We start from the raw sequence: 23861 nt of genomic DNA on the forward strand, positions 1-23861 counted from the left end.
TTGCTCCATCTCGAACCAAGAAGCTAAGCTCGTCATGGCTGATGATACTATCTCTTACTGGGACTGGAAAAGTAGGTCGCTGCGAGCTTTGTTAAAAATACTCTTTGATATTCTTATTTTTTTTAATTCTATTTTATAAAATCAATTTAGAATAATTAAAATATTTTTTATTAAAAGCTTTATAAACTTTTATTTTTAAATAAATTCATTTTACTTGTTAATTTCTTTTTATTTTACGCTATAATTAAAACTTCAATTTTATTTTAAAGGATTATCATGAAAAAATTACTTTTACTTATAGCTATGCTAGCTAGCCTTGCCTTTGGCGCTGTGGATATTAACACAGCTAGCAAAGAAGAGCTAATGAGCCTAAAAGGCATAGGTGCTGCTAAGGCTGAAGCCATTATCGCAGCTCGTCCTTTTACAAGCACTGATGAGATTAAAAAGGTAAAAGGCATAGGTGAGGGTATTTACAATAATATCAAAGATGAGATTATTGTAAAGTAAGCTTGCTGTGTTCTGCTGGGAATTCTAGATTGGGAATTCTAGTTTAAGAATTCTTGTTTGGGAATTTTAGTTTAGGAATTCTCTTTGGGAATTCTAGATTAGGAATTCTAGTTTAAGAATTCTAGTTTAGAAATTCTAGAATTCCTAAAAAAATTGCTAAGAAAATCTAAAATTCCTAGCATAAAATCTCTAGGAATTCTAGATTTATTTATTTTTAAAATTGCGGAATTCTAGAATTCTGCAATAAAGCTTCAACAATCTCTAGGAATTCTAGATTAGAAATTCTAGAATTCCTGCTAGTTTAAAACTAGCTTAGGCTTCTAAGTTCATAGTGTTGCCGCTAGTATCACCGCCAAGCTGTGCTATGCGGTCTTCTATTAGTTTTAAAGTAAGCTCTTGGGTCTTTTGTGAAATATCAGGTAATGCACCACCCCAAAGCTTCGTAGCTTCGTCGTATCCTCGTTTTATGCCCTCTAAGCCTGCTTTTAGCAAGTCTAGATTATCACCTGCGCCTTTTAGCACGAAATCAGCCACACGGTTTGCTGTGTTTTTCATACCAAAAAATCCTGAATCGCTCACAAGCGCAGCCGCATCATCCTGTGTTAGCTCGCTTAGCGGTTTGCCCTCGTAGCCTATATCGCTTAGATTAAACTTGCTTAAAATATCATTAAGCTGTCCTAGCGCACCCATCCGCCCAGTTACTGTTAGTGTGGTTAGATTGCTCTGCGTTTTGCTATACATACTCATGCTATCTCCTGAGTTAAAGGCGCTTTGAAAGCCGCTAGTATTTAGCACTGAGAGCTGAAATGAGAAGTTTCCACCGCTTTGAGTAAAACTTGCTTCCATAAAGCTTGCTTGGTAGCTTGAGCTAATTGAGCTACCCGCTTTTAGTTTGCTAGCAGCGTCTTGTAGGGCTTCTTTGTTGCCCCCCGCTAGGGCTTGGTTAAAGCTTGCCAAAGCGTTACCAGTGCTGTTTTTTTGGCTATTATTTTTAACTCCGCCAAAAAAGTTATTTAAGCTGCTTAGTGAGTTTGTGATTGTATTTGCCATTTTTTATCCTTTTTAGATTTACTAGCTAAATCGGCAAAAGTATTTAAAGTTTTAGCTTTTTGCTGTGAAAATGTGTGAAAATTTGCTTTTTGCTGTGAAAAACTATGTGAAAATCTTGGAGTTGATACATAAAGTCTGGGGAATTCTAGATTAAACCTGAGCCGTATTTGTTTTGAAGCTTTAAAAGAGCGTCATCTAGGGCTTTTTGTTTGTTTGATTTTTGCTGCCAAAACAGCCCCTTTTGTCCGCTAAAATCGCTGCTGCCAAGGCTGATATAAACAACACCTAATCTAGGCGAGTTATCAAGCGCACAAAAGCTTTGCCAAAACTCACTAGCTAGTGTGGTTTGAGTGAATTCTTTATCTGTGCTAAAAGTGTGGCTGGTGGTTTTTGAGTGTTCGTAGGCAAAGCGGATTTCAAGTTTTTTTGGCACGAGATTTTGCTCTGCAAGGTCTATGTGTAGGTGTTTTGCGAGTATTCTTATGCGGCGCTTTAGCTCAGTTCTATCAAAAACACGCTCAAAAGTGCGAGCAATGCTAAGGCTTTTTGGCGCGTTTTCTTTGCGCAAAAAATCGCCACTGCTCCCACAAATATGCTCCCATAAGCTAAGTCCAGCCTTACCAAGTCGCTCAAAGCTAGGGCGTGAGTTTTTAGCATCATTTAGCGTGATTATGCCCTCTTTATTTAGCTTATCTAGGCTAGCTTTGCCAGCCCCAGCAAAGTCTCTTAAAAGAACAGAGCCAATCTCATCAAAACTTGAAATATGCTTTATTCCAGCTGGTTTTGCTAGACTTGTAGCAAGCTTTGCCCACCATTTATGTGGCGCAGTGCCAAGCGAGCAAGGTAGGGCAAGCTCACTTTCAATGCGGTTTTTTATAATACTAGCAAGAGCACTTGGTTCATTATCCCAGCTAGTGCCTCTAAGGTCTAAAAAATACTCATCAATGCTGTATTTTTCAATCTCATTTGTATAATCATAAAGCACATTAAAAACTTCTTTGCTAAGCTTTTTATATAGCGTAAAATCTGTGCTAACTAGCTTTATTTGTGGATCTATTTTTTGAGCGGTGGCTGCTTGCATAGTGCATTTTATGCCTTTTGCGCGTGCTTCATAGCTAGCACTTAGCACCATACCAGGCGGTAAAAAATCGCCAAAGATATCCACGCAGTTTCCGCTGATTACAGCTGCACTCACTCCACGCAAGCTAGGCTCTTTTGTTCTAGCAGCGTTTATAAAAAAAGCATCAAGGTCAATGTGTAAAAACACTAAGCACTCTTTTTTATAAAGGCAAAAAAGAACCCCGTTGCTAGCGCAGAACAAGCAAAAATAACTAAGCCAAGTTGCCAAGGCATATTTGCTCCATACGCTCCCACACCAAAGCTAATAATCCCAGCTAAAGCAAACTGCGCAGTTCCAAGCATGGCTGAGGCTGTACCTGAGTGCTCTTTAAAGCGTGACATAGCTAGGGTTACAGCATTTGGCGCAATAAGCCCCAAGCAAGCAATAGCGCAAAATAACGCTCCCTCAAACAGCCAAAAACTATCAAAAAACATCAAAAGCAAAGAAAAAGCACACATCAAAGCAAGTCCAAACCCGAGCAAAGTGCGTGGCTGGCACCAAAAAACAAGCCTAGCGTTTATAATGCTAAGAATCATAAAGCCTAGCGAGTTTGCGCCAAAAACAAGGGCATAAACCTGCTCATGTAAGCCAAAATACTTAATAAACACAAAAGAACTGCCAGTAATATAAGCAAACATCGCCCCCATAGCAAAGCCTGATGAGAGCGTGTAGATGATAAAAGAGCGGTCTTTTAAAACATCTTTGTATCTTGAGGTAATAGCTTTAAAATCAAAGCTTTCTTTGTGTGGTTCGTGGCTTTCTTTTAGGGTAAAAATCACAAAAAGTAGCAGCGCAATGCCAAGCAAAAATAAGCTTATAAAAATGCTCTCCCAGCTAAAAAGCTGAAGTAAAAATCCGCCAAAAGTAGGCGAGAGCATAGGCGCAAGTGATGATACTACCATCATCAGCGCAAAAACAGCTGCTGCCTCGTGCAGCTCAAAAAGATCATTTACAATCGCCCTTGCTATCACGACCCCAGCACATCCCCCAAGTGCCTCTAAAAAGCGAAGAGCAATAAAATGCGCAACATTATCTACCATAACACAGCCCAAAGACGCACTCATAAATAAAGCAATGCCGATAATAAGGGGCTTTTTTCGCCCAAAAAAGTCGCTTAGTGGCCCATAAATGAGCTGCCCTAAAGCAAAGGCAATGAAAAAACTAGCCAGGCTAAGCTGGGTGAAAAACTCGCTTGTAGCAAAGGCTTCTTGAACGTTGGCTAGGGCTGGCAAATACATATCAGTGCTAAGTGGCGCAACTGCGCTCATAAAAGCTAGGATAAAAATAAGCCAGAGCTTTTTAAAGCCTGTGATTTTGGTGCTTGTTTGCATGGTTTGCCTTTTGATTTTGCGTTTATTATACAAAATTTTGGCAGAATTAATACTAAAAGACGCTTTAAAAAATGCGCTACCTTGGTGGGCATGATGGGGCGAGGGCTGTAATTATTCAATAGAGTTTAGAAGCAATGTGCGCCGTGTTTTCCACCATTTTACTATGTATGGCTTTATTTTCTATTTTATAGCTACTTTGCTTGGAGTTATTTATTTACATAACTTAAATCTAGAATTCCTAAGGAATTCTAGATTCTTATTTAAATAAATTAGCTGGCAAGCTTAGTGTATTTTTTATAATGTTATATGGTGTGCTTAGGATGTCTACTGCCACTGTGGATGTGTATTTTGGGTCGTCATAAGTGCCAAAGACTTCGATTATGGTAGAAGCAACTTTATTCTCGCCTAGTAAAATGTGGTTTATGATAGGGATATTAGCTATTACACTGCTAGCTGTTTTTAGCAGGCGTAATTCTAGTTGCATTTTTATATCCTTATTATCCGTGTTTATTCCACCAGTGCCGTAGATATCAGCATTTGAGCCATTTATCGTAAGAGCGTTTATTTGTAGCAAATTACCTTGTCTTTTTAGCTGGGCTTGGGCTGTTTTTGCCTCAAAGCCTTTTTTTGTAAAGTCATTTACTTTAAAAATTATAAGACTTGGAATGCTATCTAAAAAAGCAAGCAAATTTTGCTGTGCTTTAAGACCTAGAAAATATGTATCTTTAGCATTTATAGTGGCTGTGAAGTCCTTAAAATCCCTGCCTTCTAGCTTGATATCAAAGCCACCATCAAAAATGAATTTACCACCTAAAAAGTCGTTTATAGAAGTATCTGGTAGATTTGTGCCATTTATTTTTAGATAATTAGGCTTTAAGACAACATTAAGCTTCCTGTCATTTCCATAATCGCCAGTGAAATCTAATCCCTCTTTAAAATCAGCTCTAAAAGCTTTGAAGTTTAAGGTGCGGTTAAAATCGCTTAGAGATAGTGATGAGTTTTTGCCTATGTATGTTATGTTTGTTTTGCTTTTATTGCTTGTTGCTTGTTGATTTATAGGGATTATTATATTGTTTACAAAGACTTCTAGTTTGCCTGTTTTGCTATTTTTAGCAAGTATATTTCCGCTTCTAGATGTGAGATTAAAACCCTCTTTTGCTACCAAAAAGGTGAATATATCGTGGTTGTATGGATTTTGATTTTGATCTTTTAAGCCAAAGTTAAAAAACAGCTCAAAAGCTCCACCAAAGTTTGTAAAATCATCGCCATCTAGCTTAAAAGACCCAGCCGTTGCGTTAAGCTCACTTAGTAAAGGAGAGTATTTTATCACCTTGCTTAAATCATTTATACTAAGACGCTTTTTGCCTGAAAAATTCCCAACAAAATCAAAATCAGCTATGCTTACCTCAAAATCTTTAGCTAAATCTAGCTTGGCAGTGGTTTTTATATTTTTGATATTTAGCAAATCTCCTTCTAAATCAAGGCGCTTTATATGCGTATCTAGCGTGCCTTTATCGCTACTAAAGTCTAGTTTGCCAACAAAATCAATATCCAAAAAATCTGAGCTAAGATTTGCTTTTTTAAAGTTTAGCACAGTGCCATTTAAGTCTAAATCAAGAATAGTGCTATAAAAACTAGCCTCACCTATGCGCAATGGACTTTTGGTGCTAAAAGCGAAGTTGCCATCAGCCCTAACATCAAAAGGCTCCAAGCTAATATCAAGGCGCAAAGTGGTAGTAGTAGGCGCAGACGAGCCAAGCACACCCAAATCTATATCATAGTTTGCCAAAATAGGCTTAGCATCATCAAGGCTGATTTCATTTGAGCTAAGATCTACTATGATATGAGAATTCTCTCCTGTGATATTTGTGATGGCAACCTTTGAGCCCTCTAAGCTCTTGCCCTCAAAGCTAGGCTCATTTAGCGTGAAGTTTAGGCTGTCATTAGCTAGCTTTATATCAATGCTTTTAAACAAAATCGGCTTTAAACTAGGTGAGAGAAAAAGACTAGCATCACTAGCATGTGCTAAGCCATCTAGTCTTTTTATCTCTTTGCTTCTTGTATCAATGCTGCCTTTAAAGCTGTATATTTCATAATTTTTGGCTTTTATATAGACATGAATCCACTTCTTTATCTCCTCATCTAAGTCTATATTTTTAGCAAGGCTATCCATAAAATCATCAATACTAGCTGCCCTCGCATCGCTAATCTCAAAATCTAGAATTCCATTATTTAGCCTAGCACTCATATTAGCACTTATATCAAAGCTAGAAATACTGCCATTTAAATCAAAATTTTGCTCGCTAGCATCTATATTAATATCGCCGTTAAATCTAAAATCAAAGTCCTTTAAAAGCAGTTCATCAACCTTGGTTTTTGCGCCATCAAAAGTAGCAATAAGCGTTACATAGTCGCTATCTAGCGTAAATTTATCGCCAAAGTAAGTAAGGGCAAACATATTATTTTCATAAGAAATTTTATCAAAAATAAGTTCTTTAAAGAAAATTTTTATATAATTAGCGCTTTGAAAAAAAGTTTCTAGTTCTTCAGTCGAGCTATCAGTTTGCCTGCTAGCGTTGATATGAAGGCTCTCAAGTCGCAAAATAAACTTTTTTTCCAGCTTAAAATATAGATTTTCAAGTGAAAAATAAGGCGTTTTGAAGCTAGAAATGTGAATGCCTTGCATCAAAAAAACTATGCCACACAGGAATAACATGAGTATAAAAAGTAAAATATTTTTTTTCATAGCACACTTTGTTTTGCTCTTTTTTATAAGCTGGGGCGCAAGCTTGTGCCAGCCCATGAATACGAGCAAAGTTGTATTTATCCCAAAAGGATCTAGTGCTGATATTATATCTTATTTATCTTTGCGAAACTTTAATGTAAACAAGCTTGATAAATATATTTTAGCACTTCTTGGCTCGGCGCAGGCTGGCTGGGTGGAGATAGGCACTTCTAGACTAAGCAGGCTTGATTTTCTTTACCGCCTTACAAAAGCTAAGGCCGCCTTAGAAGAAATCACGCTAGTGCCTGGAGAGACTAGCGAATATTTTTTAAAAGACATTTCTAGCAAACTAGGGCTAAAATACGAGCTTTTGCTAAGCGAGCTAAGGGCAAATGCGCTGTTTTTTGAGGGATTTTTGGTGCCTGATACTTACAAAATTCCGCTTGGCATGAGCGAAAAGCATTTGATATTTTACCTAGTAAATTTATCCAAAAAAACCCATGAAGAACGCTCGGCCAAGATCTTTGGCACCTTTAATCAAAAAGAGTGGGAAAACTACATAATAATCGCCTCAATCATCCAAAAAGAAGCCGCAAACGAAGATGAAATGCCGTTGGTAGCATCAGTGATCTATAATCGATTAAAAAAAGGCATGAAACTACAAATGGACGGCACGCTAAACTACGGCTTATACAGCCACGAGAAAATCACCCCACGGCGCATAGCAAATGATAATACCAAATTTAACACCTATAAATTTGCAGGACTTCCAGAAGGGGCTGTGTGCACAGTATCTATGTCTGCTATAAGAGCAGCGATTTTTCCTAAAAAGACAGATTATTTATACTTCGTTCGCGATAAAAAAACTGGCAAGCATATTTTCACCACAAACTATGACGCTCATGTAAATGCTATAAATGCTAGTAGAAAGTAGGAATTCTAGATTTAGCAAGTTTTAATGCCTAGGAATTCTAGGTTTTAATGCGCAGGAATTCTAGATTAGGAATTCTAGATTTAGCAAGTTTTAATGCCTAGGAATTCTAGGTTTTAATGCGCAGGAATTCTAGATCAGGAATTCTAGATTCACAAGTAAAATCTAGAATTCCTATATTTATTGCGCATATTTATTGCGCAGATATTGCCTAGGAATTCTAGATTTAAATTATATTTTTATAAGGAATTCTAGAATTCCTTATAAAAAAAAAGGGAGCAAAACTAGAATTGAATTCTAGTTTGTAAAGATTTTATTACATACCCTCAAATGGATTTGTAACAACCTCGTTGCGATCAACGATATATGGGATAAGAGCTGCTTGACGAGCTCTTTTAATAGCACGCTCAACCATCTCTTGGTATTTTTTGCTAGTGCCAGTTAGACGGCGAGGCATGATTTTAAAGCGCTCTGAAAGGCAGTATTTTAGCATTGATGTATCTTTGTAATCAATAAACTCAACCTTTGCCTCTGAGTAGCGGCAGTATTTTTTGCTATATTTTCTTTTTTCAGCCATTTGTTATCCTTTTTTAAAATGGTATTTCGTCTTCTTTATCTAAGTCAATCTCTGGTAGTTTTTCTTCTTGTTGTGGGGCTCTTTGCTGGCGAGCGAAATTTGCGTTATTTGCTCCATTTGCGCCTTGATTAAAACCTTGGTTTACATTTACCCCAAAGTTATTTGCGCTTTTGCTAGGGTTTTGATATCCGCCATCAAATGAGCCATAATTAGCATTTCCAGCATTATAGTTAGCATTGCTGCCATTATAGCTTTGATTGCTGTAGTTTTGGCTAGCATAATTTTGGCTAGCGTAGTTTTGATTGCCATAGTTTTGGTTGCCATAGCCACCATCATTGTAGCCATTATCATAGCCACCGCCATTATAGCCGTTATTTGAGCCACTTTCTTTTGAGCCTAGCATTTCCATACTTTCTACTGTCACAGAGTGTTTTGAGCGGTTTTGTCCGTTTTGGTCTTGCCATTGCTCTAGCATTAAACGACCCTCAATAAGCACTTTTGAGCCTTTTTGAAGGTATTGATTTGCTATCTCTGCTGTGCGACCCCAAAAAGTAAGGTCTATAAAGCAAACTTCTTCTCTCATCTCACCATTTACATTTGCCTTGCGACTTACCGCAATACCAGTTTTTGCCACTGGTGTGCCTTTGCCCTGAGTGTATTTTAGCTCTGGGGCGCGAGTGAGATTTCCTACCAAGATTACTTTGTTAAAAGACATTTTTTACTCTTCGTTTTCTTCTTTTGCTTCTTCTTTAGTAGCTTTTGGTGCGCGTGGCTCAGGCTTTTTGATTTGGTTTAGCTTTTCGCCGCGGCTTAGTTTTTCCCAAGCTGCTATTTCGCGTTTTGTCTCGTATTTTACAACCAAGAAGCGAATGATATCTTCGTTAATGCGGATATTGCGTACTAGCTCTTCAATTAGAGCTGTTGGTGCCTCAAAATAGCATACTTTATACACGCCGCGCTCAAATTTGTCTATTTTATACGCTAGTTTGCGTGTACCCATGTCTTGCCAAGATGTGATTTTACCGCCGTTTTTGGTGATTACACCCTCGATGAAATCAACTCTTGCTTTTACTTCTGTTTCTTCAAGTGTAGGCTTGATGATAAGAAGAACCTCGTAGTGTTTCATTTATCTCTCCTTGTGGATATTTAGCTCTTTGCCATAGCAAAGGGCAAGGATTTTTGTCTTTAGAATTCTAGACCTGCGCCTTTAAATTCCAAAAAACAAGCGCGGATTTTAGCTAAAATATACTTAATGTTTGCTGTGTTTTGCGATAATGCTTGAGAGTTTTAGCAATTCTGAGCGTAAAAAAAGCTCTTTATCCATGAAATTTTTTGGCTTTTTAAGCTCATAATCACAAGCATTTAAATGCGCAAAAATATCATAAAACATAGGCAAAGAAAAGCGGCTTGCCTGCGCTTTTAGCTCAGTTTCTACATGTGCTGGCAGTGCGTAGCCTAGGAATTCTTGAAGCTTTGCGTTAGGTTTTAGTTTTAGCCCTAAGTGGACAAGAAAAAGGCGGTGAAATGATTTATAAAGCGCAGCTAAAAAAACGCTTTCTTCTATGCTATTTGCATCAAAATACTGCGCAATTTTTGCGCTTGCATCGTGGCTTTTTAAAAGCGTGTTAAAAAGTGTATCAAAGCTAATGGCATTTAGACTTGAGACTAGTTTTGCGATTAGTTCGTCATTTAATTCTAGCCCTGAAATAGCAATGCGGTTTAGCTCTGAGGTAGCAAGATATACATTTTCATTATGAATATGATAAATGCGTAGTAAAAGCGCAGGATTTGCGTTTGTAATGCCTAGTTTTTTTGCGTGATTTAGCAGGATTTCGCTAGCTTCGCTGTCGTTTTTTGGCACAAAAAAGCGAGCAAAATTAGCACCAAAAACCTTTGCTTGTTCTGCTACATTTTTTTGCACTCCATCGTGAAGCTCATAAACAAAAATCGCAGAGCTATTAGCAAGGCTAACAAGGGCTTTTAGCTCTTTTAACTGGATTTTTTTATCAGTTTTGATGTGTAAAATGCTTACATCGCCAAAAAGCGAGTTTTGCTCAATCTGCGATTTTGCTCTATTAAAATCATACTCATCAAAGCTAAGTGTGAGTTTATCCCCATTAAAGCGTGAGAGATATTCTTTGGCATAAAGCTCTATTTGATAGCTATCATCTCCATAAAACATAAAAAAATAGGGTATATTCTTACCCTTTAGTATAAAATCTAGATCTTTTTTATACATCTAGTTTCTCCACGACTTTGCCGATGATTTTAGCACTTGCGATATCGCTTGAGATTATGCGTACACGTACTCTTGTAAGCAGTGGGCAAGTGAAGTTTGGCAGGATTATCCTAGCGCCTTTTAGCTCATCATCAAGCCTAGCAATAAGTGGCTCACTAATCTCACTAATGTAGCAAATAAATTCCTTGCCGATGTTTTGCTCTGCCCATCTAGCAAACTTTCTATCCATAAAATCAAAGGCTACTTTATCAGCTTCTCTTTCTTTTATATTTAGCTCCTCGCAAGTAGCTTCAATGCCCTCTAACAAATAATTATAGAGCTTATCGTCTTTTGCTAACTGCGCTTTTAAAAGGCGGTGTAAAGTAAGGTCGCTATAACGCCTAATAGGGCTAGTAAAATGCGTATAAGTCTCAAACCCCAGCCCAAAATGCCCACTGCTAGTGTGCGAGTACTCGGCTCTTTTTTGCGCTTTTATTATTAGTTTATCAGCATCTTCTCTTATGCCTAGTTCATTTGCTTTGCTTTGGATTTTGGCTATCATCAAAGCAAAGTCACTCTCATACTGTGCTTCTATGCCAAGGGTAGCTAAATTATCAAGTAAGAAATTTATTTTTTTTATATCAGCTGGGGCGTGGTTGCGAAATATGCCTTTGCTTATCATTTTTGCAGCGGCTTTGTTTGCTAGAAGCATACAGTCCTCTATCAAAGCATGGCTTGGCGTCTCGCTCTCAAAATGCGTGCTAGCTATGAGCCCATCATCATTAAGGCTCATTTTTAGCTCTTTTGAGCGAAAATCAAAGCCCTTTTTTAATCTAATTTGTTTTAGTTTTTGCGTGATTTTGTGTAGTGGCAAAAGCCAATCTAGAATTCCTTGTTCGCAGCCGCTTTTATTTTCTAAAATTTTATCTACTTCATTATAAGTAAAACGCTTTTTGCTTTTTATAATCGCAGAAAAAAGCTCTTCTTTTTTTACGCTTAGATCGTCATTTAAGCTAATTTTAAAAGTAAATGCTAATCGTGGCTCATCAGGCCTTAGCGAACAAATATTTTCGCTTAGAGTTCGTGGCAACATAGGCACACTTTTGTGTGGAAAATATATAGAAAAACAGCGGTTTTTTGCTTCTTTATCAGTAGCACTAAACGCACTTACATACTCGCTAACATCAGCTATTGCTACATAAAGTTCGTTTTTGCTAGTATCGTAGTAAATAGCATCATCAAAGTCTTTTGCATCATCAGGGTCAATGGTGCAAAATGGCAAATGCTGCAAATCCACTCGCTCTTTATACATGCTAGGATCTACCGTATCTCCCCACGCTCTTGCCTCATCCTCGCAGGCTGGGGTAAACTCATCTTTTTTATTATATATAGCAAGGGAGATTTTCTCATCTATATTTGGATCAGTTATTAGCCCTAGAACTTCGGTTATTTCATTATTTGCGTTATTTATTTTTAGCAGAGTGCCAAGGGGCAAGGCTTTTAGGGATTTTTGGCTAGCTTTTAGAGCTAGACTAAGACCATTTTGGATATTTACGCCTAGAACTGCCTCGCCAAAGCGTTTTAGATATACTAGGCTAGTTTCATTTGCAGGTTCTAGCACGGCTAGGATTTTTGCGCTTTGGCGAGATTTTTTATTTGAGAGCAGATGAGCCACCACTATATCGCCAAGGTGCGCACCACCAAGATTTTTGCTCTCAACTACGATATCACGCATGGGCTTGTCGCTAAATACTTCTATAAAGCCCACGCCCATTGCGTTTATATCAAGGCGACCTGTTATAAAACCATTGTTTAGATATGCTTTGCCTTTGTGAAAGCTAATTGCTTTTAGGAATTCTAGAATTCTTAGGGCTTCTTTACATTTAGCATTTGGGTTACTAGCCCCACGACTAAGCGTTTCTAAAAAATATCTCACACGCCTACTTTTTCTAATGCTTGATTAAAGGCGCTTTCATTTAGTCCAGCAGTTTTTAGATTTGCTTTAGCAGCAGCTACGCCTTCTTCGCTAAATTTTGAAAATACATTAACTGCGTTTTTAACTACATTTAGCACTGCTGAGTAGTCTCTTATCTCAGTTGGGGCATCAGCAAAGTCATTTATGTGTAAAATGCTCTCAACCACTTTATACTCAAAGTTCCATTGCTCCAAAATTTTAGCTGCTACTTCCTCGCTATCTACGCCAACTAGCGATATTTCAAGCTCGCTTAGCTCTTTTAGACTTTTAATTTCATCAAAGGCTTTTTTAAACTCATCTGCTTTGCCACTCTCTATTAGCTCTTTTGAGATGATGATTTTACCAACTTCCATAAGAAAGCTCGCTGGCGAAATTACATTTAAAAACTCTCCGCCAAGCTTTTTGCACCAATCAAACGCTAGAGCATTTTGCGTGCTTACTATATCTAAAAACTGCTCAGAGTTTAGACTATATGGACCAAGGTCGATTTTAAAGTTTTGTTTAATAGCACCATATAGCGCAAAACCACGAATTGTCGCCATGCCAAATAGATTTACAGCTTGATTTATCTCTGTAATCTCGCGTGAAAAGCCATAAAGTGGGCTGTTTGCTGAGTGTAGGATATTTGCTGTTAGCATAGGGTCTTTTTTGATGACATCTACTAGTTCGCCGATTGTTGCGTTTTCATCACGGCAAATTTGCTGGATTTTAATCACAGTATCATCAAGTGGCGGTAGAGTTTTTATGCTTTTATAGATTGAATCATTCATAGCTTTGCCTTTTAGAAAAATAAATTGCGCAATTATAATAAAAAAAAATTAAATTTTGCCAAAATTTTAAAAATTTTTCAGCACTTTTGGCTATAATCGCAAAATCAATTTTTCTAAAAGGATCAAAAATGGCTGTTACAGTTTATTACGACAAAGACTGCGATTTGAGCATAATCAAATCAAAAAAAGTAGCAATGATAGGCTTTGGCTCACAAGGTCACGCACACGCTGAAAACTTACGCGATAGCGGCGTAGAAGTTGTTGTTGGACTTCGCCCAAATGGTAGCTCAGCAAAAAAGGCAGAGGCAAAAGGCTTTAAAGTACTAAGCGTAGCAGAGGCTACAAAATACGCTGATGTTATTATGATTTTAACCCCAGATGAGCTTCAAAGCGAGATTTTTGCTAACGAAATCGAACCAAACCTAAGCGAAGGCAAGGCTATTGCTTTTGGTCACGGCTTTAATGTTCATTTTGGTCAAATCAAAGCGCCAAAAGGCGTGGATTGCATCATGATAGCACCAAAAGCCCCAGGTCACACAGTAAGAAGCGAGTTTGTAAATGGTGGCGGAATTCCTGATCTAATCGCTGTTGCCCAAGACGCAACTGGCAAAGCAAAAGAACTCGCTCTAAGCTATGCTAGCGCAATCGGCGGTGGTCGCACAGGTATAATCGAGACTACATTTAAAGACGAGACTGAGACTGATCTATTTGGCGAACAAGCTGTGCTATGTGGTGGTCTATGCTCGCTAATTAACGCTGGCTTTGAGACGCTAGTTGAGGCTGGATATGAGCCTGAGATGGCGTATTTTGAGTGCTTACACGAGCTAAAACTAATCGTAGATCTAATCTACCAAGGCGGTATGGCTGATATGCGCTACTCTATTTCTAATACAGCTGAATACGGCGACTATGTAAGTGGCCAAAGAGTAGTAAATGAAACATCAAAAGCTGCTATGAAACAAATCCTAAAAGAAATTCAAGATGGCACCTTTGCTAAAAACTTCATTTTAGAGCGCAAAGCAGGCTATGTGAAAATGAACGCAGAGCGCGCTATCACAGCCAACTCGCTAATAAGCAAAACAGGCGATAAGCTAAGAGCGATGATGCCGTGGATCGCCAAAGGCAAAATCGTAGATAAAGATAAAAACTAAGAGTTTTTCTTTTGAGTCCAAAAATAAAAGGGGCGGGTAAAACCGCCTCAAAATCTAAGCCAAAGAATTCTAGCAGGAATTCTAGTTTAAATTCTAGTAGGAATTCTAGTTTGAATTCTAAAAAAAGATCTTTTAATATAACAAGAGCTTTTTTGGCTGTTTTTGTGCTAGTTATGTTAGCGTGGTTAGCTGCTCTTATGATGATAAAAGAAGAACCACAAGCAAAAAAAGCAAACCTAGCCCAAAATAATAACACACAAAAAATCCACGAACTACTAGAGAGTAAAAAGAAAAAAAGCTCTGTTTTAGACGAGCAAAACAGCAGCCAAAAAATAAGCAAAGACAATAAGATTGCTAATATCTACGAAGAAATCAGCGATGAAAAACTTAAGGAATTCTCTAAAAAACTACAAGAACAAAAAGAAGAGTTTATCGCTAAAACTGTAATAGAGCAAAATATAAGCGAACAAAACGCCAGTAAAGAGCAAAGCACTTTTGAAAAAACAGCCGAGCAAGCACCGAAATACAGCTACAGCGCAAACTCTCACTCCAAGCTAAAATCTCACAAAGCCCCAAACGGGGGACCAAAACTAGCTATCATAATGGATGATATAAGCACAAATGCACAAGCAAGCGAGCTAAAAAAGCTTAGCATAAAAGTAACGCCTAGCATTTTTCCGCCTGAGAAACAGCATCCAAAAACCGCCGAGCTAGCAAAGGAATTTTCTGTTTATATGGTGCATTTGCCCCTGCAGGCTCTAAACTACACAAACGAAAAAGCAAATACTTTGCGCACTGGCGATAGCAAAGAAAAAATCTCCCAGCGCATAAAGGATATAAAAAACGACTTTAAAGGCGTAAAATACATAAATAATCACACCGGCTCAGGCTTTACTAGTGATTTTAAAAGCACGCTAGCATTGCTTGATGAGCTAAAAAATAGTGAAATTTACTTCATTGACAGCCTTACAACAAACAAAAGCACTGTGCTTGATGCTAGCAAGAAACTAGGGCTAAAATATGCTTATAGAGATGTTTTTTTAGATAACGAACAAAATGTAAGCAAAATCCTAAAAATGATAAATAACGCAGTTGCGGTGGCAAAAAAAGATGGCGTGGCAATTGCGATTTGTCATCCTTACAAAAGCACTTTTGAAGCTCTCAAAATCGCACAAAAAGACGCATTTAAGGGCGTTGAAGTAGTGTATGTGGATAAAATCTATGAGTACTACAAATAATCTAGAATTCCCTAATTCTAATCTAGAATTCCAAGATAAAAATCTAGAATTCCAAGATGAAAATCTAGAATTCTCAGCCAAACTAGAACTAAAGGGGCAAATAGCAAAAAAGCTTTTGCGTCTTAAAAAACCGCCAAAAGAGCTGTTTTTCAAAGGCGATACTAGTCTTTTAAGCTGTCCTATTGTAGCAATTGTAGGCTCTCGCAAATGCTCAAAATACACGCAAAACTTGATTTTAAATCTCTCAACCACGCTTAAAAAGCACGGAGTTGTAGTAATCAGCGGTGGGGCAATAGGCGCTGATATTTTTGCTCACGAAGGCGCCTTACCACGCACTATAGGCGTGTTTGCAAATAGCCTTGATATGATTTATCCAGCCCAAAACGAAGGCATAATAAAGCAGATTTATAAGCGCGGTCTTGCTTTAAGCGAGTTTGCTAGTTCGCATGCGCCAAGAAGCTATGATTTTTTAGCCAGAAACCGCATAGTAGTGGGACTTAGTGATGCTGTAGTAATAGCCCAAGCTGATATAAAATCAGGCTCAATGTCTAGCGCAAACTACGCAAAAAGCGCAGGAATTCCCCTTTTTGGCTTGCCTCAGCGCAAGGGTGAGAGCAATGGGACAAATATACTTATAGCAAAAGGCGATATGAAGCTTTTAGATGATTTTGAGAGCTTTGCGCTGTCTTTTGGCGCTGAGCTTTTTGTGAGTTTAAGTGAGCAAAAGAGCAGAAAGGGTGATGAAATTCTAGAATTCCTTAGCGCAAATAATGATTTTAACGCAGCCTACGCACGCTTTGGCGACAAGCTTTTTGAGTATGAGATTGAAGGGCTTGTAGCAATTGATGGGGCTTTTGTGAGGGTGCTGTGATAATCGCTCTTGATATAGGCTTAAAGCGCATTGGCGTTGCTATTTGCCCTGATAAAAAGACTATTTTGCCTAGCACGGCGATTTTGCGAAAAAATCGCAATCAAGCAGCAAGAGATACTAGCCAAATGCTAAAAGAAAAAAACGCAAGCACGCTTGTTGTAGGTGTGCCGCTTGGTGGGGCTAGCGAGGATGAGATGAGACGCAGGATAGAGCATTTTTGCAGCTTACTTGATACGGATTTAGAGCCGGTTTTTGTAGATGAGAGCTTTTCTAGCGTGGAAGCTAGCAAGCTTTTGGCTGGGGGATACTCAAAAAGCCGTGATGGCAAGCTTGATAGCCTCTCAGCTTGCGAAATTTTAAGGCGGTATTTGTGTTTAAAGAGTATTTAAAAGAGCTTTTAGGCAGCGATTTTGAGAGTGTTTGGGCTAGTTTTTTTGCGCCAAAAAAATCTGGCTTTTTTATCACTGACAAAAGCGCAAAAAAGCGAGTGTTAGAGCAATTTAAGGGCGCAAAAGAGCTGTTTGATAACTTTTATATTTATGATAATAAAAGCGCACTTAGTCATAGTGAGTTTTTTAGCGCAGGGCAAATATATATCCAAAATCCTAGCTCGTATCTTGCTACCTTGTTTTTAGAGCTTTGCATGGGTGATGAGTTTTGCGATATGTGTGCAAGCCCAGGCGGTAAGAGCATAGCACTTTTTAGCCGCTTTGCTGGCATTAGCGGGGCTGCTATAGAGTATGATAAAAGCCGCTTTTTTACCCTCAAGCAAAACCTAGAAAAATACGGACTAAAAGGCATTAGAGCCTATAATAAAGATGCGCGCAGCATTGCAAAAACCTGCGCAAATCGCTTTGATAAAATCATGCTTGATGCGCCTTGTTCGTCATATTCGCACTTTAATGAGATGTTTAGCGAAAAATCTCCAAAAGAGCTAAAAGCCATAGCAAAACTTCAAAAAGGGCTTTTAAACGCAGCACTATACGCTTTAAAAGACGGCGCAGAGATGATTTATAGCACTTGTACCTTTTTTAGCGCTGAAAATGAAGAAGTGATAGAAAATGCGCTGAACTCACGCTTTAAGCTAGAGATTTTGCCACTAGATTTTGAGCAGTTTTTTAGCAGCCAAAATGCTGCCCCAAAAATTCTGCCACGAAAATACGGCGCGCTTATTTTGCCAGATGAGCTTTATAGTGGATTTTATATTTGTAAGCTAAGAAAAGTTTGCCAAAAAGAGCAAAATTAACAAAAATTTTTTTAAAATAAACTAGAATTTCTAGCACAGAATTCCTAGCAAAGGAGAGAAAATGAGATATTTTTTGATACTAGCGATGTTTTTTGCCTTAGCGCAGGCTAGGGTTGATGTTAGCATCAGCACGCCAAATGTTTTTATAGACATAGGCGGCGGCGGACACTATTACAAAAGAGGCTACAAAAATCACCACAGAGATCATTATAGAAATAAAGGTTATTATAAGCGTGGCTATATCCCAAGGCATCATTATAGACCACACCACTACCGCCCTTATTCTAGATGGTAAAAGTTTTTTAAAATTTTCTAAGGAATTCTAGAATTCCTTAGTATAAATTTTCTAGGGAATTCTAGCTAGGGAATTCTAAAAATTCTTTAGTCCAAATTTTCTAAGAAATTCTCTACGGAATTCTACGGAATTCCAAAATTCCCTAGTATAAATTTTCTAAAATTCTCTAAGGAATTCCAAAATTCCTTAGTCCAAATTTTCTATGGAATTCTAGGGAATTCTAGCTAGGGAATTCTAGAATTCCCTAGCCGCCCTCACTCTACAATCTCATCCCAAAAGCTCTCTAATAGCAGTGAGTAAGCCCTAAGCGCAGATTGTTCTCTTATATAATCTCTATCTCCGCTAAAATGACACTCTCTAACCTCGCAGTGCTCGTCATTTGCCACTGCTATATACACTAGTCCTACTGGCTTTTCTCTACTTCCTCCGCCAGGTCCAGCAATACCGCTAATTGCTATAGCAAAATCAGCCCCTGACATATTTAAAGCCCCTTTTGCCATTTGCTCTACGCACTGAGAGCTAACGGCACCTTTTGTCTCTAGCACGGCCTCATCCACGCCTAGCCAGACATTTTTGATGTGATTTGAGTAGGTTACAAGAGAGCCTGAAAACACCTCGCTAGCGCCAGCTATAGAGCCTAATTTAGCAGCTACAAGCCCGGCTGTGCAACTCTCAGCAAAGCTTAGATTTAGCCCCTTAGCTTTTAGGCTTGAAACTATGAATTCTGCTATATTATCGCCTTTTATGAAGTGCTTTTTAAGCCGTTCATTTACGCTTGCTAAAAACTCGTCAATTTGACCAAATTTTTGATTTGTCGCACGCACCAAAACAAGCTCAGGCAAGATTTGGCTAGTAAAAATATTTACATTAAAACTATCAGCAAGAGAGGCTAGCAAGCTAAGAGCGTCATCTTTATTTACAGCATTTAGCATGAAGTTTTCTGTGCGAGTGGTATTTTCTAGCAAGAATACAGGCAAAGCCTTATTAGGACAAGCTTTTAAGAGATTTATTTTAGCATCTAAGATTTCAGCCACAAAAGAGTTTTCTACAAAAAGCTCAGTTCTGCTTGGCATTAAAGTATCGTTTTTTAGCTCAAGTGAGTCGCTACTTAGAGTACAAAGAATTTTTGAGATTGTATAAAAGTTGCTTTCATTTGCGATAATGGTAAGATAATCATAGTTTTTGGCTAAATTTTCTATCTTAAAAGGCAGTTCTTTGTCGCTATTGCCGATGTAAGAAATAAGCGGCGTGTGTGTAAAATGCTCTTTAAAACGCTTTAAAATATAGTCCATAAAAGGCTCATTTATGTGAATTTCTTCTCCAACGATGATTAAAATATGTCTCAAGCTTTACCTTTAAAAATCTAGAATTCCTAGAAAAATTTTTCATTATTCTAGCAAAATAAAAGTTATTTTTATGTAATTTTTGCTAAAATTGCCGAATTTTTATACAAAAAAGGCTTATTTTATGGACTACAAAGATACATTATTATTGCCAAATACTGATTTTGCCATGCGTGCTAGCTTGCCTGAAAACGAGCCAAAGCGTTTTGCAAAGTGGCAAAAAGAAGGCGCTTATGCTAAAATGAAAGCAAACCGCAAGAATGCTAGTGCAAGCTTTTGTTTACACGATGGCCCTCCGTATGCAAACGGACACATTCACATCGGCCACGCACTAAATAAAATTCTAAAAGATATAATCATAAAAACGCATTATTTTAGCGGTGAGAGCGTGCGATACACGCCAGGTTGGGACTGCCACGGCTTGCCTATTGAACAGCAAGTTGAAAACAAGCTAGGCGAAAAGAAAAAAACCGCCTCAAAAGCTGAAATTAGAGAGCATTGTAGGGCTTGGGCTAGCGAGTTTATAAATATACAAAGAGATGAGTTTAAAGCCCTTGGCGTCATAGCTGATTGGGATGAGCCGTATCTTACGATGAAATACGCCTTTGAGGCTGATATTTACAAAGCTCTTTGTGCGGTGGCAAAAAAGGGGCTTTTAATAGAGCGTTCTAAGCCTGTGTTTTGGAGCTGGGCAGCACGCTCAGCCCTAGCTGAGGCCGAGGTAGAATATGAAGAAAAAGAAGACTACAGCATTTTCGTAGCCTTTGCCCTAAGCCCTGAGGCAGAGCAAAAAATAGACGCCAAAGGCGCAAGGGCTGTAATATGGACTACGACGCCTTGGACTTTGGTAGCAAATCAAGGCATAAGCCTAAATCCAAATGAAACCTACGTGCTAACTGCTGAAAATCTAATCTTTGCTAAGCCTTTAATAGAAAGCGTAGTAGCGCAGGGGCTAAGCAAGGGCGAGATTATAAAAGAGTTTAAAAGTACAGAGCTAGAAGGATTATACGCTATAAATCCGCTAAATGGTAGAAAATCGCTATTTATGCTTGGAGAGCATGTTTTAATGGATGGTGGCTCAGGTCTAGTTCATACAGCACCAGGACATGGAGAGGATGATTATTTCGTAAGTCTTAAATACAATGTAGAGGTTATAATGCCTGTTGATGAGGGCGGCTGCTATGATGAGACTTTAAGGCTTAAAGAGCTTTTGCCAAAAGACTTGCTTGATGAGTTTATAGGCATGCATATTTTTAAGGCAAATGACCGCATCGTAGAGCTTTTAGGCGAGTTTGCTCTAAAAGTTAGCAAGTTTACACACAGCTATCCATTTTGCTGGAGAACGCATAAGCCTGTGATTTATAGAGCGACAAAGCAATGGTTTATCTCAATGGATAGCCCAAAACTAAGTGGCGGACGCTCTTTAAGACAAGTTGCTTTAAGTGATCTTGAAAATGTAGAGTTTATCCCAGCTGCGGGCATAAAGCGCATTAGCTCAATGATAGAAAATCGTCCTGATTGGTGTATTTCACGCCAAAGAGACTGGGGCGTGCCGATTGCGTTTTTTAGGCACAAGGGTAGTAAAGAGCCGATTTTTGATGAGGGAGTGCTAGAGCATATTGCTAGCATTTTTGAGCAAAATGGCTGCGATGCGTGGTGGGAGCTAGAAATTAGCGAGCTTTTGCCAAAAAATAGTAAATACAAAGCAGATGAGCTAGAAAAAGTCTATGATATACTTGATGTGTGGTTTGATAGTGGCTCAACATGGAATGCTGTGCTAAAAAGCGGTAACTACGATGCAGGCGGTTTTAAAGCTGATATGTATTTAGAAGGCTCTGACCAGCACAGAGGGTGGTTTCAAAGCTCGCTTTTGCTAAGCTGTGCGATAAATGAGTGTGCTCCGTTTAAATCAGTGCTAACTCATGGCTTTACAGTAGATGGCAAGGGCGAAAAAATGAGTAAAAGCAAGGGCAATGTCGTTGCCCCTGATGCTGTGGCAAAGGAATTCGGTGTAGAAATTCTGCGCATGTGGGTAGCACTAAGTGATTATACAGATGATCTAAAAATCAGCCCTGATATCCTAAAACAAACTGCTGAGCAATACCGAAAAATTCGTAATACAATTCGCTTTTTGCTAGCAAATACAAATGATTTAAAAGAGATAAAAACTGATAATTTCACTTTTATTGATAAGTGGATTTTAAGCCGAGCTAGCGAGACTTTTAGCGCAGTGACTAAATGCTTTAAAAGCTATGATTTTTCAAAAGGCTTTAATATCTTATTAGGCTTTTTAAGTGGGGATTTGAGCGGAATTTATCTTGATATTTGTAAAGACCGCCTTTACTGCGATAGTAAAAACTCAGCTCGTAGAATTTCAGCCCAGTCAGCCATGAGTCTTATAGCAAAGGCGCTTTTAAGCCTTGTAGCACCTACGCTTACTTACACAGTAGATGAGGCTTTAAGCTCAGCCCCAAGTGCGATAAAAGGGGATTGGAGCGATGTATTTAGCATAAGTGAGTTTAAGCTTGATTTTGATTTTGGCATTGATGCAAGCTTTTTGCTAGCTAGCAGAGAGCTATTTAACGAAAGCATTGATAAACTAAAAAAAGATAAAATCATAAAAAGCACCTTAGAACTTGAACTTGTTACTGATAGCAGAAGAATTCTAGCTCTTTGTGATGAATTTGGCGATGATATTAGTGATTTTTATGGTGTTAGTGCTGTAGTAGCAAAAGAGAGCGGTGAGGTGCTTTGTAAGTTTGCTTGCGACGAGGCAAACTTTAGCACACAAAAAGCAAGTGCTTTCAAATGTCCTCGCTGCTGGAAGCTTAATGCCAGCAAAACTGATGCTCTCTGCCCTCGCTGCGAGGCTGTAATGGAGAACAAATGAGTCCAGTGCCAAGCTGGCTTGTAGTAGCTACTATCGTGATTTTAACAGCACTTACACTAAGTGGTGTGTATTTAGTAAATAAAGGAAAGAAATGATAAGTTTAAAAGAAGCTTTAAAGCTTGATAATAATGGTGTTGTAGAGCTTAGAAAAGAACTAAAAGAAAAAATAAAAGCAAACTCTCATTTAGGCGCATATATAGAACAGCTTACAAATGCAGAACTTAGCGATGAATATTCTGGAATTCCCATCGCTATAAAAGATAATATCCAAGTAAAAAACTGGTCAATTACAAGCTGTTCAAAAATACTTCAAGGCTACATCGCCCCATATAACGCTACTGTAATAGAAAAAATGCTTAGTAGAGGTTTAGCACCTTTTGGACGAACAAATATGGACGAGTTTGCTATGGGAAGCACGACTGAATCAAGCTTTTATGGCAAAACCTTAAATCCACTTGATAATGCCTATGTGCCTGGCGGTAGCAGCGGTGGGTCTGCGTGTGCTGTAAGTGCTGGTATTGCTCTAGCTGCGCTTGGTAGTGATACTGGCGGTTCTATCCGCCAGCCAGCAGCGTTTTGTGGTTGCGTGGGATTTAAGCCAAGCTATGGCAGGGTTAGTCGCTATGGGCTAGCAGCCTACTCATCAAGCCTAGATCAAATAGGACCTATTACAAGAAGCGTAGAAGACGCAGCTATTTTATACGATATAATAGCAGGCTATGATGAGCGAGATACTACTAGCGCAAATGTAGAGTTTACGAGCACCGCTGACAAGCTAGATTCAAACAAAAAATACAAAATCGCCCTAGTAAAAAACTACACAGACGAAGCCAGCGATGAGGTAAAAAACTCAATCTACCTAGCTGCTAATAAACTAAAAGAAGCTGGCCACGAAATAAGCGAAGTAAGTCTAAGTAGCGCAAAATACGCAATCGCAGCTTACTACATCATAGCCACCGCTGAGGCTAGCGCAAACCTTAGTCGCTATGATGGCGTAAGATACGGCAGGCGTGGTGAGGCTGAGAGCCTTGGAGCAATGTATGCTACTACAAGAGGCGAGGGCTTTGGTGCTGAGGTTCAAAGGCGTATGCTTCTTGGCACTTTCGTGCTAAGTAGCGGCTACTACGATGCTTATTATATCAAAGCGCAAAAAGCAAGAGCTTTTATTAGCAAGGCTTATGAGAGCGTTTTAGATGGCGCGGATGCTTTGCTAATGCCTGTTGCGCCGCACGCTGCTTATAAGTTTGGCGAGCTAAAAGACCCACTTACTGCTTATCTAAGCGATGTTTATACAGTTAGTGTTAATCTTGCTGGTTTGCCAGCTATCTCTGTGCCAGTTACCAAAAATGCTGATGGATTAAATATTTCAGCGCAGATTATAGGGGCGCAGTGGGAGGAACAAAAGGTGCTAGATATTGCCGCATCACTAGAAAGAGCGTGTAAATAAAATGGCTTTTGGCGATTCGTCTCGCAGCACTATTACACCAAAATCCTGCGGAAATGCGCACGGCTCGGTGAACTATATGTTCTACCCACGCCGTGCGCACCGCAGGTTTTTGGCATACTAGCACATGGGTACTAGAATCGCCTTTTAACAAATTTTTGATAGGGAATTCTAGATTT

Annotated in this window: 21 protein-coding genes; 10 read left to right on the forward strand and 11 right to left on the reverse strand. The window is 38.7% G+C overall.

Translation table 11 applies throughout. The features are described from left to right. The first annotated feature begins 276 nt into the window (after window positions 1-276). The gene (locus PTQ34_RS00005; protein ID WP_273931421.1) at window positions 277-507 is read left to right on the forward strand and encodes a ComEA family DNA-binding protein; all 231 of its coding nucleotides are present in this window, start codon (window positions 277-279) and stop codon (window positions 505-507) included. A 312-nt stretch (window positions 508-819) separates the two neighbouring features. Here the strand turns inward: PTQ34_RS00005 and PTQ34_RS00010 are convergent, their stop codons facing one another. From PTQ34_RS00010 to PTQ34_RS00025, 4 genes are all read right to left on the reverse strand, one after another. Then, window positions 820-1557 carry a hypothetical protein gene (locus tag PTQ34_RS00010; protein ID WP_273931422.1) on the reverse strand — a complete coding sequence of 246 codons (738 nt, stop codon included), beginning with the start codon at window positions 1555-1557 and terminating at the stop codon, window positions 820-822. 145 nt (window positions 1558-1702) lie between these two features. Continuing rightward, the gene (locus PTQ34_RS00015; RefSeq protein WP_273931423.1) at window positions 1703-2824 is read right to left on the reverse strand and encodes a Y-family DNA polymerase; all 1122 of its coding nucleotides are present in this window, start codon (window positions 2822-2824) and stop codon (window positions 1703-1705) included. Further along, window positions 2824-4008 (reverse strand): multidrug effflux MFS transporter, encoded by a 1185-nt coding sequence (locus PTQ34_RS00020; protein WP_273931425.1) that lies wholly within the window; start codon window positions 4006-4008, stop codon window positions 2824-2826. Before PTQ34_RS00020 ends, PTQ34_RS00015 begins: the two co-directional genes overlap by 1 nt. 256 nt (window positions 4009-4264) lie before the next feature. Further along, window positions 4265-6754, reverse strand: coding sequence for a YhdP family protein (locus tag PTQ34_RS00025; RefSeq protein WP_273931427.1), 2490 nt, complete (start codon window positions 6752-6754; stop codon window positions 4265-4267). Between PTQ34_RS00025 and mltG the strand changes: the two genes are divergently transcribed. Beyond that, window positions 6723-7667 (forward strand): endolytic transglycosylase MltG, encoded by a 945-nt coding sequence (gene mltG, locus PTQ34_RS00030; RefSeq protein ID WP_273931429.1) that lies wholly within the window; start codon window positions 6723-6725, stop codon window positions 7665-7667. The genes PTQ34_RS00025 and mltG overlap by 32 nt on opposite strands. A gap of 313 nt (window positions 7668-7980) precedes the next feature. On the opposite strand, the gene rpsR is transcribed toward mltG, so the two are convergent. The 6 genes from rpsR to PTQ34_RS00060 form a co-directional block, all read right to left on the reverse strand. Then, window positions 7981-8241 (reverse strand): 30S ribosomal protein S18, encoded by a 261-nt coding sequence (gene rpsR / locus PTQ34_RS00035; protein WP_273930401.1) that lies wholly within the window; start codon window positions 8239-8241, stop codon window positions 7981-7983. Between the two features lie 13 nt (window positions 8242-8254). Then, complete coding sequence (gene ssb, locus PTQ34_RS00040; RefSeq protein ID WP_318532609.1) at window positions 8255-8956, reverse strand: single-stranded DNA-binding protein; 702 nt, start codon at window positions 8954-8956, stop codon at window positions 8255-8257. 3 nt (window positions 8957-8959) lie between these two features. After that, on the reverse strand, window positions 8960-9367 hold the full coding sequence (gene rpsF, locus PTQ34_RS00045) for a 30S ribosomal protein S6 (RefSeq protein ID WP_273930403.1): 408 nt from the start codon (window positions 9365-9367) through the stop codon (window positions 8960-8962). Between the two features lie 123 nt (window positions 9368-9490). After that, a complete protein-coding gene (locus PTQ34_RS00050) occupies window positions 9491-10480 on the reverse strand; it encodes a hypothetical protein (RefSeq protein WP_273931430.1) in 990 nt (329 codons plus the stop codon). After that, on the reverse strand, window positions 10473-12395 hold the full coding sequence (locus PTQ34_RS00055) for a VacB/RNase II family 3'-5' exoribonuclease (protein ID WP_273931431.1): 1923 nt from the start codon (window positions 12393-12395) through the stop codon (window positions 10473-10475). Before PTQ34_RS00055 ends, PTQ34_RS00050 begins: the two co-directional genes overlap by 8 nt. Then, window positions 12392-13204, reverse strand: a complete 813-nt coding sequence (locus PTQ34_RS00060) for an HDOD domain-containing protein (RefSeq protein ID WP_273931432.1) — start codon at window positions 13202-13204, stop codon at window positions 12392-12394. Before PTQ34_RS00060 ends, PTQ34_RS00055 begins: the two co-directional genes overlap by 4 nt. Before the next feature lie 128 nt (window positions 13205-13332). On the opposite strand from PTQ34_RS00060, the gene ilvC reads away from it, so the two are divergent. From ilvC to PTQ34_RS00090, 6 genes are all read left to right on the forward strand, one after another. Then, window positions 13333-14355 carry a ketol-acid reductoisomerase gene (gene ilvC, locus PTQ34_RS00065; RefSeq protein ID WP_273930407.1) on the forward strand — a complete coding sequence of 341 codons (1023 nt, stop codon included), beginning with the start codon at window positions 13333-13335 and terminating at the stop codon, window positions 14353-14355. A gap of 11 nt (window positions 14356-14366) precedes the next feature. Beyond that, window positions 14367-15593 carry a divergent polysaccharide deacetylase family protein gene (locus tag PTQ34_RS00070; RefSeq protein ID WP_273931433.1) on the forward strand — a complete coding sequence of 409 codons (1227 nt, stop codon included), beginning with the start codon at window positions 14367-14369 and terminating at the stop codon, window positions 15591-15593. Beyond that, window positions 15562-16464, forward strand: coding sequence for a DNA-processing protein DprA (locus PTQ34_RS00075; RefSeq protein ID WP_273931434.1), 903 nt, complete (start codon window positions 15562-15564; stop codon window positions 16462-16464). The genes PTQ34_RS00070 and PTQ34_RS00075 overlap by 32 nt, the downstream gene beginning before the upstream one ends. Then, window positions 16461-16853, forward strand: coding sequence for a Holliday junction resolvase RuvX (gene ruvX / locus PTQ34_RS00080; protein ID WP_273931435.1), 393 nt, complete (start codon window positions 16461-16463; stop codon window positions 16851-16853). The genes PTQ34_RS00075 and ruvX overlap by 4 nt, the downstream gene beginning before the upstream one ends. Continuing rightward, window positions 16835-17710, forward strand: a complete 876-nt coding sequence (locus tag PTQ34_RS00085; protein WP_273931436.1) for an RsmB/NOP family class I SAM-dependent RNA methyltransferase — start codon at window positions 16835-16837, stop codon at window positions 17708-17710. The genes ruvX and PTQ34_RS00085 overlap by 19 nt, the downstream gene beginning before the upstream one ends. 61 nt (window positions 17711-17771) lie before the next feature. After that, complete coding sequence (locus tag PTQ34_RS00090; protein ID WP_273931437.1) at window positions 17772-18005, forward strand: hypothetical protein; 234 nt, start codon at window positions 17772-17774, stop codon at window positions 18003-18005. 254 nt (window positions 18006-18259) lie between these two features. On the opposite strand, the gene PTQ34_RS00095 is transcribed toward PTQ34_RS00090, so the two are convergent. Beyond that, window positions 18260-19351 carry a CinA family protein gene (locus PTQ34_RS00095; protein WP_273931438.1) on the reverse strand — a complete coding sequence of 364 codons (1092 nt, stop codon included), beginning with the start codon at window positions 19349-19351 and terminating at the stop codon, window positions 18260-18262. Window positions 19352-19472: 121 nt separating this feature from the next. Between PTQ34_RS00095 and ileS the strand changes: the two genes are divergently transcribed. Then, window positions 19473-22238, forward strand: coding sequence for an isoleucine--tRNA ligase (gene ileS, locus PTQ34_RS00100; RefSeq protein WP_273931439.1), 2766 nt, complete (start codon window positions 19473-19475; stop codon window positions 22236-22238). A 91-nt stretch (window positions 22239-22329) separates the two neighbouring features. Beyond that, window positions 22330-23685 carry an Asp-tRNA(Asn)/Glu-tRNA(Gln) amidotransferase subunit GatA gene (gene gatA / locus PTQ34_RS00105; protein ID WP_273931440.1) on the forward strand — a complete coding sequence of 452 codons (1356 nt, stop codon included), beginning with the start codon at window positions 22330-22332 and terminating at the stop codon, window positions 23683-23685. Window positions 23686-23861 lie beyond the last annotated feature (176 nt).

Source organism: Campylobacter magnus, from assembly GCF_028649595.1.
GTDB classification, from domain to species: domain Bacteria; phylum Campylobacterota; class Campylobacteria; order Campylobacterales; family Campylobacteraceae; genus Campylobacter; species Campylobacter magnus.